Origin of the sequence: Photobacterium sp. 2_MG-2023 (assembly GCF_030547675.1) — a bacterium.
In the GTDB taxonomy this organism is placed as follows: Bacteria; Pseudomonadota; Gammaproteobacteria; order Enterobacterales; family Vibrionaceae; genus Photobacterium; species Photobacterium arenosum.
Genome location: NZ_JAUOQQ010000015.1, coordinates 91,791 through 105,349, shown reverse-complemented (window position 1 = coordinate 105,349; position 13,559 = coordinate 91,791). Strand labels below are relative to the sequence as shown.

9 protein-coding genes are annotated in these 13,559 nt (G+C 47.0%); 1 reads left to right on the top strand and 8 read right to left on the bottom strand.

Going from position 1 to position 13,559, the window contains the following annotated elements; all coding sequences use genetic code 11:
* Positions 1–6 precede the first annotated feature (6 nt).
* Both Q4491_RS13595 and Q4491_RS13590 read right to left on the bottom strand, forming a co-directional pair.
* Positions 7–1,266: an amino acid ABC transporter permease gene (locus Q4491_RS13595; protein ID WP_303458161.1), complete on the bottom strand. Its 1,260-nt coding sequence runs from the start codon at positions 1,264–1,266 to the stop codon at positions 7–9.
* Between the two features lie 114 nt (positions 1,267–1,380).
* Entirely contained in the window at positions 1,381–2,430 is a 1,050-nt protein-coding gene (locus tag Q4491_RS13590; RefSeq protein WP_237795134.1) for an amino acid ABC transporter substrate-binding protein, read from the bottom strand.
* A gap of 596 nt (positions 2,431–3,026) precedes the next feature.
* Between Q4491_RS13590 and Q4491_RS13585 the strand changes: the two genes are divergently transcribed.
* Positions 3,027–4,334, top strand: coding sequence for an oligosaccharide flippase family protein (locus Q4491_RS13585; RefSeq protein WP_303458157.1), 1,308 nt, complete (start codon positions 3,027–3,029; stop codon positions 4,332–4,334).
* Positions 4,335–4,404: 70 nt separating this feature from the next.
* On the opposite strand, the gene Q4491_RS13580 is transcribed toward Q4491_RS13585, so the two are convergent.
* The 6 genes from Q4491_RS13580 to Q4491_RS13555 all read right to left on the bottom strand — a co-directional run bounded on the left by Q4491_RS13580 (position 4,405) and on the right by Q4491_RS13555 (position 13,546).
* Positions 4,405–7,161: an immune inhibitor A domain-containing protein gene (locus Q4491_RS13580; RefSeq protein ID WP_192016673.1), complete on the bottom strand. Its 2,757-nt coding sequence runs from the start codon at positions 7,159–7,161 to the stop codon at positions 4,405–4,407.
* 94 nt (positions 7,162–7,255) lie between these two features.
* A complete protein-coding gene (locus tag Q4491_RS13575) occupies positions 7,256–7,525 on the bottom strand; it encodes a hypothetical protein (RefSeq protein WP_192016674.1) in 270 nt (89 codons plus the stop codon).
* Positions 7,526–8,146: 621 nt separating this feature from the next.
* Entirely contained in the window at positions 8,147–8,584 is a 438-nt protein-coding gene (locus Q4491_RS13570; RefSeq protein ID WP_192016675.1) for a GNAT family N-acetyltransferase, read from the bottom strand.
* A gap of 149 nt (positions 8,585–8,733) precedes the next feature.
* The gene (locus tag Q4491_RS13565) at positions 8,734–10,095 is read right to left on the bottom strand and encodes a hypothetical protein (RefSeq protein WP_192016676.1); all 1,362 of its coding nucleotides are present in this window, start codon (positions 10,093–10,095) and stop codon (positions 8,734–8,736) included.
* Between the two features lie 223 nt (positions 10,096–10,318).
* A complete protein-coding gene (locus Q4491_RS13560) occupies positions 10,319–11,719 on the bottom strand; it encodes a peptide MFS transporter (protein WP_192016677.1) in 1,401 nt (466 codons plus the stop codon).
* Between the two features lie 417 nt (positions 11,720–12,136).
* Positions 12,137–13,546, bottom strand: a complete 1,410-nt coding sequence (locus Q4491_RS13555; protein ID WP_303458149.1) for an FAD-dependent oxidoreductase — start codon at positions 13,544–13,546, stop codon at positions 12,137–12,139.
* Between the last annotated feature and the right edge of the window lie 13 nt (positions 13,547–13,559).

The window sequence follows — 13,559 nt, the reverse complement described above, 5'->3', positions numbered from 1 at the left end:
CTCTTACTACCTTTCCACCAGCGCAATCTTGCGGTTATACATATTCATCAAAAGTGACGTCAGTAAACTCAGCGCAAGATACACTGCCATTGTCATCGCAATAATTTCAATGGCCTGCCCTGTCTGATTCAGGGTCGTACCGGCAAACACAGACACCAGATCCGGGTAGCCTATCGCCATGGCAAGCGAAGAGTTTTTAACCAGATTCAGGTACTGGCTGGTCAGAGGCGGCACAATGACACGCAATGCCTGCGGGATAACAATCAACCTGAGCGTATGCGAACTTTTCAGCCCCAGCGAGTGCGCGGCTTCCGTCTGTCCATGACTGACAGCCATAATCCCCGAACGAACAATTTCAGCAATAAAAGAAGCGGTATAAATACTCAATGCAACCAGTAAAGCAAACAGCTCAGGCATAACAGAAATACCGCCACGAAAGTTAAAACCTTTCAGCTCGGGGTATTCCAGTGACACAGGCTGACCCGACACAAAATACGTCAGCACAGGCAAGACCAGCAGCATGCCAAGGGAATAGCGCCAGGTCGGACGCTGCTCCCCCGTGGCCTTTTGATGCCGGCTGGCCCGGATATGAACAGCGACACCCGCAATCACACTGATTACGACAGCAGCGAGTACCATCCAGGCGCCTTGCTCATAAACAGGTGCTGGCACATACAAACCGCGCACATTCAGGAACGCGGCTTCACCCAATGACAATGATTGTCTTGGCGAAGGTAAGGCACGCAGAACAACGAAATACCAGAAAAGGATTTGCAGCAATAGCGGCACATTTCGGAACACTTCGATATACACAGCAGCCAGGCGGCTTAACAACCAGTTTTTTGATAAGCGGGCAATGCCAATAACGAAACCCAGCGTTGTTGCCAGCACTATGCCAAGAATACCGACCAATGCTGTATTCATTAATCCAACAATAAAAGTCCGGCCATAGCTATATGTCTCATCATATTCAATGAGCGACATGCCAATACCGAAACCAGCGGTTTGATCCAAAAAATCAAAACCGGTTGCGATTCCCCTTTGCGCTAAATTATCCAGCGCATTACTGACAACGGTATATAAAAATAACCCGACGGCCAGAATTAGCAGCGACTGGAAAAAAACGGCACGAGCACCCGGATGATAAATTAAAGAACGGAGGTTCAAGGAAGGTGTTTCAGAAACGGCGGCGTTTTTTTCGCCCGTCGTTCCATTCTTTTTGTCTTTTTCGGTGACAGCATCGAATTCAACTTCACTCAGTGCCATACAACTACCCTGTTAAGCAAATGGATTTTCATCTTTTCATGATTCATTTCAATGAAAAGCTGTTCCAATCAGGCGGGGAAATATCCCCGCCGCGTATTGAGTGTTAACCGGTAATTAACGCACAGGTGGCGCGTACATGATCCCGCCGTCTTTCCAGAGGGCATTCAGACCACGGGCAATTTTCAGTGGCGAACCTGCGCCCACATTTCGCTCAAAGCTGTCGCCATAGTTACCCACTTGCTTGATAACCTGATAAGACCAATCATCAGCAAGGCTCAGACCGGCACCTTTAGGGCCATCCAGACCTAAAATACGGCGTACGTTTGGATCGGTCGATTTCAGTTTGGCATCAACGTTGCTCTGATTAATCCCGTACTCTTCGGCATTCACCATCACGCTCAGGGTCCACTTCACGATGTTAAACCACTTGTCATCACCCTGACGTACAACCGGACCTAAAGGTTCTTTTGAAATCACTTCAGGCAACACAACCGCTGATGATGGGTTGGCCAGTTTGATACGCAGTGAATACAGCTGAGACTGATCTGAGGTCAGCACATCACAACGCCCTGCTTCGAATCCTTTTACCGTCTGATCTGAAGTATCAAAAACGACGGGCTTAAAGCTCATGTCGTTAGTGCGGAAGTAATCGGCCAGATTCAGCTCTGTTGTGGTACCAGACTGAATACAGACTGACGCACCATCCAGCTCTTTCGCAGACTTCACTCCTAAATCTTTACTGACCATAAAGCCCTGGCCGTCGTAATAGTTCACGCCGACAAAATTCAGCCCCAGGGCCGTGTCACGTTGCAGTGTCCATGTTGTATTACGGGACAGCACATCCACTTCGCCAGATTGCAGCGCGGTAAAACGCTCTTTGGCCGTCAACGGGATATATTGCACTTTACTGGCATCTTTCAGAACTGCAGATGCAACGGCACGACAGAATTCAACATCAATACCTTCCCAGTTCCCTTTGGCGTCGGTATTTGAAAAACCTGGCAGCCCAGTGCTAACACCGCACTTAAGCACACCGGCTTGTTTTACTTTATCTAATGTTTCAGATCCTGAAGCCATTTCGGCATGAGCGCTTGCAGAAATACCTGCCAGCATCAGAGATGAAGCAATTAAAGAAGCTGAAAAAAGGTTTCTTTTGTTTTTCATAAAGACTTCCTGTCTGTTGTGTTGACTAACCTGAATGGTTATTTGTGCTGTTTTAATATTTGTAAATCGCACTCACATGTTTCAGTTGCATATGACTACGATCCCATTCTTTATGCTGTGTTATGCATAAATAACCGCACTAACTCAGCATTTTCATACGATAGGTAATCTATCGCATCCTTATTTAACATTCTTATAGCATTTGACATGCCAAAACACCGACAAGATCTCATTCAACTTCATTTGGGTTTATTATCTGAACATTGATTAAAAAGGCAGGATAAAAAGCCGCAAAAGCAACAAAAGTAAAGATGATAAAAATATTAATAATTTTGATATTTTCAAAGCGCACTTTAATTGTGCATGGACTGCACATTTTGCGTATAAACAATGATTTTGACTTGCACAATAACAGGGCATCCACTACTGATATTTCACCAAATATGCTCATGAATTAACATTATTCCCTTTTTCATTTCTTCATTGCAGCGATCATTGAGCATAGTGTGACAGGTGAAACTGAACTGGTCGGGTTCTTTACATAGTCAAACACAGGCATAATTCATTGTGTTTTTATTTTGACGGATACCTGATCAATGCGTTCATCGCCGGTTAATTCTCACTCAGATTATTTAAAATCAGGCAGCTTAATTTTATTCTTTAGCCTGGGTCTTGGCTTCATCGCAGACTACCTGTTTAACCTGACACTCAGTCAGGCGCTTTCCAGTCATGAATACGGCGATTACAAAGTCGCTTATGCCTTTGCTACTTTAACCAGTGTGATCATCTTATTAGGCGGTGATCGGGTTGCCCCACGAGTGCTGTCCGGCGCCATCGAGAATAAAGACCGCCACTATATCGTCTCTTTTCTTCTTTTCTATGGCGGCATCGCCATGCTGTTTTCAGCCTTCGTCATACTGGCCACTTACTTAGGTGGGGTACTGCATCTGGGGAAAACGGATGTGCTGGGCCATCACCCGCTGATGATAATCACATTTGTCATCCCCCTGATTGCCATTGGCGCTCTGTTTAGCCGTGTACTGCAATCTGCAAGATTGCTGGCAGCTTCTAACCTGCCCTGGCGGATTGCACTGCCTGCGATTAAAACCTGTCTGTTGTTACTGCTAATGTCGGCGATTAGCGAGGTGGAGTATTGGCATGTCATTGTGACCGGAGGCTTCACCGTTGCCGCTATCGTGATCTGGCAATGGCATAAAATCCGTCAATTAGACTTGATAAGTGCTGACCACTGTCGCACAAATGTCCTTGAAAAACGCAGGCTGTTAAGTCTGTCCGTTCCTATGATGCTCGCCATGTTGGTGACCATGGCTTTAAATCAAATTGACCTTTTTATGCTGGAAATTCTGGCCGATGAACAAGATGTCGGACACTTTGCAGCAGCAGCCACCACAGCCCACTTATTGCCTGTGGCCCAGGTCACGATTGCTGGTTTATTTCTTCCGCTTATTGGCCCGGCGCTCGATGACTGCCCTGACAGCGCCAAAGCCCTGTTCCTGCAGGCACAACGCCTCATTGTTATTGTGACTGTTATACTGACTGCCGCTGTGCTGGCTGTTGGGCCATGGTTATTAACCTTCTTTGGCGATGATTTCGCGCAGGCGGCGCTCTCGCTCAATGTGCTGACAGCCGCATACAGTGTCTGGGCCATGAGTGCTTTCGCCTCAACCTGGCTGCAATACAACGGTAAAGGCCGGCAAGTCATGATTATCGGCGTGCTTACCCTGCTGACAGACACGCTGGCGAATCTGTGGCTCATCCCTGAATTGGGCATGACAGGGGCAGCCATGGCAACGTGTCTGGCAATGTTTGTTGCCTCTGCTCTGACCTGGCATCAACTGCTCATAATGAATACCGGAAAATCTCCGCTTCAGATCCCGCGTTAAATCAGGATCAAAAAAAGAGCGCAACCAGACTGGCTGCGCTCAAAACTGCAGGAGCTAAACAGAACTTTCGTTACAGGTTAACCGTTATCGCTTTTGACGTAATGCCACCATCATTATCGATAATTTTGATTGTGACTTCATGCTGACCATAGCTCGGGAAAATCGAAGTAAACACACGACCTCGTTTCACCTTGCCATTCGGCAACGTCCACTCGGTATCCACGATACGGCCATCACTGTCTGTGCTGGTTGACCACATAGTGACCCAGCGACCCAGATGAATATATTTCGCGCTTGCTTCAGGCAAGGCATTCGGTGTCTCGACAGTGACTGTGTAACTAAAGGTATCGGTCGCCCCTTTGTCATCGGTTACCGTTAAGCTGACCGGATAACTGCCAGCGTGCTGATATTGCCAGACTGGCGCTACTTCACTGCTGGTTTGGCCGTTGCCGAAATCCCATTGGTAGGCTGTAATCTGACCATCAGGATCTACACTCAGGTTATTCGCTGATACCGTCAGGCCATCAACATTCAGCTCAAAACTCGCGGTTGGCAACTCATTGTGCGACGCCGCTTTAGATAAGCGCACCACGCCAAACTCGTTGTTCGGGCCTTGCTCGACAACATCAATCATCAGGCCAAATTCAGTCAGCTTGCGACCTGAATCCGGGGCCATCGGAGAGCTGTAATCTTCCGCATCAGAGAAGTAGGCATTACCAATCAGGCTGCTGTCTTCCAGCACATCCCCGCTGCTGTTTACCAAACGCAACGGCGCCTGATCCTGCAATGAGAATGCTGCGTCGCGTACCTGGAACCGCGTCTGTGCCGCCTGGCCAGAGCCAGTCCAAACCAGCGCATTCTGATCCGCATCAACAACGCCTAACCAGCCTTCACCGGGGTGTTTGCCTACCCAGTTGTCCGTCATCGACTCATCGACATACCAAACAATCAAACCAGGCTCAAAGGTCATGATCTGGCCCATGCGCTTGATATTTGCCAGGCCTTCATCGACACCTGTATGGCTACGCCATTGCAGCAGGTAATAATGCGCGGCATCGTGGTAGCCATCAGACAACTTGTAGCCTGCAAAGGCAAAGCTTGAGCCGGATTCGCCATTGTCAATCGCGGTAACAGCGCCATCTACATCCAGAACCATATTGTCCAGATACAGACCATCCATCGCCAGACCACCATCTGTCACATAATCAAAGCTCAGCGAAATTTCCTGACCGGCATAGGCCGTCAAATCAAACTCAGCATCAATCCAGCCATTTGAATCACCGCCAATCGCTGGTGCCAGACCTGTGTTATACGGATCATCCATGGAAGTGACATTGCCGCTGATTGGCTTGCCATTGACCAGAACACGGGCAAAATCGTAGTCTTTTTCTATCTGATACCAGGCTTTGAATTTCAGTGTCGCTTTTGCGCCCGCAGGAACAGTCAGTTTGCGAGTCATGCTGTTACGCAGATCATCGCCTTTGCCCGAATGGAACGAGTACTGGCCTTCGAACGGTTTCAGTGTCTCTATGCGTTTATTTGGCAGTGAGACTTTCACCATGTTAGGTTTTTTGGTGTCTGTCGTCTGGAACAGGGTAAAGTCACGCGGGGCATTTTCCAGCTCGCTGATAGCAACTTGCTGATCATTAACCCATTGTCCGCCAATAGACTGCTGCAAGAATTGCTTCGCCCAGGAGCTGAACGCAGTAGGCTGCGTGCCACCTATCTTGCCGGCCCAGCTGCCCGAGGACATGATGGACCAATAAGAAACAGGTTCGCCCTGCCCGGTATATTGGGTGTCGTACTCGTCCGGCAGTCCAAGATCGTGGCCGTATTCGTGGGCACACACACCTGCTGCTGCATCAATAGGCTGAACCGTGTAATCGTAGGCAGCATACTGGCCGTTAAAGCGTCCCGGCACTGTACTCTTGGTGCCCGCCAGCACGTGATACTGGCCAAGGTTGAAGCGGTGCGACCAGATTGCGTTTGCGCCCAGCACACCGCCGCCAGCTTCTTCGCCGACAGAAGAGTGGAATATCATCAGGTGATCGATCACGCCATCAGGTTCACGATAATTACCGTCACCATCGTAATCGTAGCGGTCTTCTACATCGTAGTCGGCCAGGTTAATCGTCGGATCCTGCGCCAATTGGTTCAGGGCTTCACGCACCAGTTCCTGTGCATTCAGATCGTTATCCGTTGTGGGTGAATTACCACCATAAAAAGCCGCATTTTTCGATGCGCGATACCAACCGGCAGCCTGTCCCATTACCGAGTAGGAATCTCCGGACTCCGCCTCGTAAAACTGACGCATTGAAATCAGGTTTTCACCGTTTGGTCCGGTATATCCTGCCCCTGAAAACAGCAGATCCTGATAATGGCCCGGTTCATAGCTGTCATACAGCATCTCTGTATGGTCTTTCGTCAGGCGGTTGTCATTCCATGGCAGATCAGGGAAATCAATTAACAATGCCAGCACTTTATCTGTTCGCTTCTGGCCAACATCCAGTGCAAAAATATTGGCACGCTGGTTGCCTTTATTTTTCTGAATCGCCTTTAGCACTTTGGCTCTTTTTTCTAAGGCCTGTTTACCAAATTGCGCATCCCCTTTAAAACCTGAACGTATTTTATTATCCAGATATTTATCCAGTGCGTGACGCTTCTGCTCCTCTGAAGCATCCGCTTCAACAACACCATTTCTTACCAGCATTTCAATGAGTTTATCTTCATTAACAACGCCCATATCAGCGGGTGTATGCGCATAGCCACTACCACTAAATAAAGTGAACATTGCTGAAGCCAGCAATGTTTTCTTCATATGTTTCATTTACTGTCCTTATTTATTATTTCCATCGTGAAGCTGTCAAAACCCCGGCTGAGCACATTGTGCTCAGCGGTTAACAACATTATTTAATGCGTTATTATTCTGGTGAAATACACGTTTTTTTGGTGTCGTCCAAAGTGTCTGGTTGCCCGGTTGTGTCATTGGCTTTTTGCTTTTTATCTTTCATCGTAGCTTTACGATGTAAGTAAATTCGCAATGCTTCCTGTTTTTCCGTGTATGAGAGCCCTTTGCAAATAATGCCCTGCTCCTCTAATGCACGAAGTAATCGCTCATCGTCCGGCTGAACCTGAGCAAGGGATATCTGTGGAAAAATCCACAAAATGATGAATAACCATGCACGTTTCACGACTGACCTCAACACATGTAAACAATGTGTAACAAACTATATGCAACGATATTGCCCATCAATATGCCAAAACGGTCTGTTTGGCTGAGCATCACAACTTAAACATAAACAGTAAACTATCTATAATGAATCAATCATTGAAATATCAACTATTTAGTCAAAACAGGAGCATAAATAGCTAACATGTCTATCAATAAGTAAAGATCACTTTGAACAAAAGTTCCTTTCGTTCGAGCAACAATCACCTTCATTCTTATATCGTTATAATAAAAACCACCAATACAGGTCGGATCAGTATGCATTTATATTCTGAAATATTGTGTAACTATTTTGTGTGATTTATTTGACGCGCGTCGAGAAAATGCTTCTATTACTATCAATAAGCGAAAAATGAATGAATACCAGTGAATTACGCTGCCATTTTAATAGAGTGCTTAGCTAACAAAGAATATTTAAGGTATGTACTAAGCCGCGACTCAACATGAATAAAAAACGGCGGCGATAAAGTGTACATCGCGGTAAAAGAAAATATTAGAGAACGTTTATGTTTCGAACAAAAAGGAATCAGCCTCACCCTGAACAGATAAGGGCTGATTAACAGAAGAGATTAACGATCGACAATTAGCCGATCGGCAGGACAAATTTAAACGACTCATGGTGAAAGCCGGCATTCACATAAAAAGCATGAGTGTCCTCTCGTGTCACTGAACTGGTGACTTCAATACAAACACAGTCACGCTCCACCGCGTTGATTCTGGCATATTCAAGCAACTCTGAGCTTATCCCCTTATTTCGGTGTTGAGCATCAACCACCAAAGCAGTGATACGGGCATACCGCGCAGCCGAAGGAAAATAGTCAAAAAAGATCAGCGACATCACCGCCACTAACTGATCGTTTATTTCAGCGACCGTGATCAGTTCAGAATCGGAATCCGCAAGATAAATCATCTTCTCGAGGCGCGCCGGCTCGGTGTCATAACCTAGCTGGGCCAACAGCTGTGAGAGCTGATGTGCATCGCCCGATCTGGCTGGTCTGAAATTGACTTGAGCATCTTGCATATCACCGCCCTTACTACAAAGTGAGAAATAAAAGTAAGCTATCGAGTAACTTACCTTATTTCTCACTTTATCGTCATGACCTGACTCATGAAATCACGGCTTCCAGCGTGTGTAAACGAAAACACGGTTTGAGAGACTGGTTCAGGTGATCACTGCCATTTGTCGTATAAGGCATTCGCTAACACTTTGTTTTGTGTCATGAGTACAGATTGCGAAAGGCCTTCTACAAAGAGTAAAGTTACCCCACCCTTCGATTCTTCAGTGCCCAGAATCATTGCATTCTCATTTCCGAAATGAACCGTAAGGGTCTGGTTGCCTTCCGGGTTGGCTGTAAAGCTCCAGTCCGCTTCATAGGCTGCTGAATTCATCGGATTGATCATCACTCGTGTTTCTGAAATAAAGGTCAGCTCATTGAGCTCAGGTACATGGGGTTCATTAGGTTTCGCACCCGGCCCGGCCGCGTCTTGCAGAAAATACCAAGTTTGACCGACAAAATCGTCTAGCGTTAAATCTGTTGTCTGATCAAAAAAGTTTGTCTCGTTATACCAGAAAATCAGATACTTTCTTGACTCATAGACATACAGATAAGCGAGAGCAATATCAGGCGTCACATAAAGAAACTCTATTTCGTTATCAAGATCAGCAGCAATTTTCATTGAGGTACCTGAAACCTCATAAGGCGCATCCGGGCGGATAAAGTTCAGCGAGCTTTCAGTTACCTTTCCATCACGAAACACCAAGCGATGAGGAATGGCTTCTGATACGTTCAGGAAATCAAGGAAAATTGCGCTCTGCCCTTCCAGGAAGGGCTGGATACCTTTCACACGGTCGGAGCGACTGAACTGCCCGCTTTTTTTATCCAGCGTTAAAGTGACGGCATCAAAATCAGCGTGATTGTTTTCCAGCTCCTGAACTTTGTTTTTCAGGTTCTGAATCCAGATTTTCTGCCCTTCCAGATCATTTTCAGACAGGGTTGCACCGAGCATCGCATTCATCGTCCGCGCATACAAATGGACTTTCTTGGCATCAGTATTCGACGATTTTAAAGCCACATAATCCTGATTGAGCAGACTGGCATCCAGATTCAGACTGGCCGCATAATCGGCAAGACTTAGATCGTTTAAATAAGCCAGGGTCGAAAAAGGGGTCAGGATTGTCTGACCGGCAGGCGCATAGAGTTCCGCATCCTGCCAGACAAAACCTGGATGATCGCTGTCTGAAGATTCACCGGCAATTACTCTGGCAATCAACGGGTACTGGCTGTCACTTGCAGAAATGGTGATTTGACCGTTGCCATTGGTTTTTGCGGTTAACAGTTCGCCTGTATTACAGTGCGCATTGCGATTTCGGTCGACACACAGTTGTGCATTCGACAAATAACCGTCGATCACCTGAACAGTGACCTTGCCGTCGAGATCCTTACCATTGTCATCGTTATTGCCAGAGTCCGAACCACCACACCCCGATAAAATAGCTGTTGTCACCGCAACAGCAAAAAGCGATTTCCTCATGCGCGCCCCTCAAAAATAAAAACTGAACAAATATAAAACAATATTCACATAGGTTATGAATTTTCAACGCAATATGTCCACATGCGCACAACCACAATGTGCGTGTAATCGAATACACAAATTGAGAAGTGAATCGCAATATCAGGAAAAACAGAAGGGAAATTCAGATATAAAAACGGGAGCCTGCTGGCTCCCGCAATATTATTCTCTTTGGATCTTTACATTAAGCTTGTGCCGGTTTTGCGTTGGCTGGCACGTCGGTAGTGTCTGCCACTACTTGACCTTCAGCACCATGCATCCAACGAATCAGCTGATTTGAGAAAACAACCAGAATCAAACCGGACGCTGCTGCTGTCACAGCAATACCACCGAAGATGGCTAATGGACCCGCTTCACCTACATGTGCGCCAATCATACCGGCAACATAGTTAGCAACCGCATTAAAGCCAAACCATACACCCATCATCAGGGAAGCCAGACGTAACGGTGCCAGCTTAGTCATCATAGACAGACCAATTGGCGACAGGCACAGCTCACCCATGGTGTGGAAGAAATAAGCTGCGACAATCCACAACATAGAGGTCTTGGCCGTCATATCGCCACCCTGCTGCATTACGGCACCAACCATGCACACAAAGCCAATCGCCAGCAGGAAGAGTGCAATGGCAAACTTGATTGGAGAGCTTGGCTCTTTAGGCCCCATTTTTACCCACAATGCAGCCAGCAGCGGTGCCATTGTGATGATAAAGAATGGGTTCAGAGACTGGAACCAGGCTGTGGGTACTTCAAAGCTGCCAATCATACGGTCGGCATATTCCTGAGTGTAAATACTCATCAGACCCCCCGCCTGCTCGAAACCGGCCCAGAATACAACCACGAACAGCCCCATGATCATAATCACTTTCAGGCGATCGATTTCCTTTTTCGTCAAAGGTTGTTTCTTACCGTTGTCAGACATGGCAGCAGCTCGCTTCGCAGCGGGTATTTTACCTATGTTACCCAACAGCTTTTCAGCAAACAGCATTTGGGTGACAAGGCTGAATAGCATACCAATACCTGCAGCCAGGAAACCAGCTTTCCAACCAAAAGCCGTGGACGCTGAACCCGCGACAATACCTGCCAGTAAGGCCCCCAGGTTAATGCCCATGTAGAAAATGGTGAAGGCACCGTCACGGCGGTGATCGCCTTCAGAATACAAATCACCCACCATAGTCGAAATGTTTGGCTTAAACAGACCGTTACCAATAATCAACAGTGCCAAGCCGAGATAAAAAGCTGTTGTGGCGTTCGGGTCAACCAGAGAATGTGGCAGAGCAAGAGTGAACTGCCCTAAAGCCATCAGAACACCACCAATGATAATAGAGCGGCGTTGCCCTAAGAAATTGTCGGCGATCCAACCACCGATCAACGGTGTGATATAAATCAGACCGGTATAGATACCATAGAGACTGAGTGCGTCCTCCGTTGACCAGCCAAGACCGCCGCTCACTGTTTTATCGGTAAGATACAGCACCAGAATGGCGCGCATTGCATAGTACGAAAAACGTTCCCAAAGCTCGGTACCAAACAGCAGGAACAAGCCTTTAGGGTGTCCCATCAGGGTCCCATTTCCTTTGTTGCTCATAATTATTCTCTTCGTTGAGGTAGCTAGGTATCCATAAATGCGGTTCAATTTATAAATTACAAACTAAAACACTGCAAACTTTAACAATATCAGAACAAAATACGAACAACGCAAGTCGTTGATTTTTATAACAACCAAATATCCAGTCGAAAATGGAAATTTACTTTTCACTGACACGACAAATAAACTGTCCATAAAAACACAACAATAAAGAATTAAATGCCAACAAAACATAAAAATTCAGAATTTAACGTTAAATTATAGGGATATTAATGATTATTACATTTGAAGCTGACCGAGTGGTCAAAAACCAGCCGCGTTAATACCCAAGGTGTGAATACATTTTTGCAACAGGGTGAATAAAAAAAGCAGGCTTATCCACCTGCTTGGTGTTGCATTCTGAAAGGGTGACGTTCTTTAGCTCTTATCAGCTTTACCAGCTGATTGAGCAAACCTTGAGAGTTGTGTATCCAGCCAGTTCGGCGTTTGGTTCTCATCTTCCGCGCTTTCTTTTCGTCGTATCGCGTTTCTGACCAGAATGGCCCCCAGCCAGCGAATCGGCTCGGGTGGGAAAGCGCCTTTAGGTCCCGACACTAAGCCAGACCGTGCCCAGTCATTGTCTTCTTCAAGTACCAGAGAGGAGAGGATCTGTCCCCCCATCCAGCTCTGTACTACCCCATTGCCGGAATAGCCCAAACCATACACAACAGAAGGGTTGTCCGCTAAACGTCCAAAAAACGGCATGCCAGTGGCAGAGCGATCAGAGGCACCTGTCCAGGTCATCGCCAGTGGAACAGACTGCATTGCAGGGAAAAATCGCCGAAACGCGGCGCGAAGAATCGCTTGGTAACGACTTGGCTGATCAAAAACCGTACTCACTTTATTACCAAAAGAAAAATAGTTGCCACCTTTGCCGAGCATCAAGCGGCCATCCGGTGTTGTACGGTAATAGTGAACAAAGGTTCGGCCATCGATCACGGACTTACCGTCGCGTAAACCCAGATTTTTCAGGTGTTCAGGAGCAGGCTCAGTAATCAACATATCAGACGAGACCAGCACCACACTGTGTTTAAATTCAGGGAATAAAGATGGCATCCAGGCATTTAACGCCAGTACCACTTTATCTGCCCGAATATTCCCGCCGGGAGTTGCGATCCGAACCGGAGTTTGCTGCCGATCGATCGCTGTCATAGGCGTGTGTTCAAAAATGGTCACGCCCATTTCCTCTGCAACACGCTTGAGACCTCTGACAAGCAATCCGGGCTGAACTGTCCCTGCTGCTGATGAAAAATGGCCTTCGAGATGAACATCGGATCCCGATTCTGATTGTACCTTTTCCTTCGTCCATGGCTGCCAGGCATTGATCGACTGTTTGTCCAACGCCGCCAAAACCGGATCCATTGCCCCTATTTGTGCTCTGTTTGATGCCGTATATAAGGTGCCATCTAACCGGATCTGCGCCTCAATGCCATGCGCTTTACAAAACGCCTCTATGTCATAGACCGCCGCTTCAGAGGCTTTCACCAATCGAATAGCTTCTGCTTCTCCGTACAGTTTTTTTAAGGTCAGATACTTGGTTGACCAGGTCAGCATACAACCCCCATTGCGACCCGATGCCCCGCTGCCGCAGAGATCTTTTTCAATCACCAGGATATCCAGAGACGGCTGTTTCATTTTCAGCTGAATTGCCGTCCACAGCCCGGTGAACCCGCCACCCACTATGCAGACATCGGTTGTTGTGTCTGTCTCTAATTTCCTGGGGCGAAGATCAGGTTCGTTTTCCAGTGCTTCTTTAAACCAAAATGAGCTGTACTGTGTCGATTGCATTGCGTCACCAAGT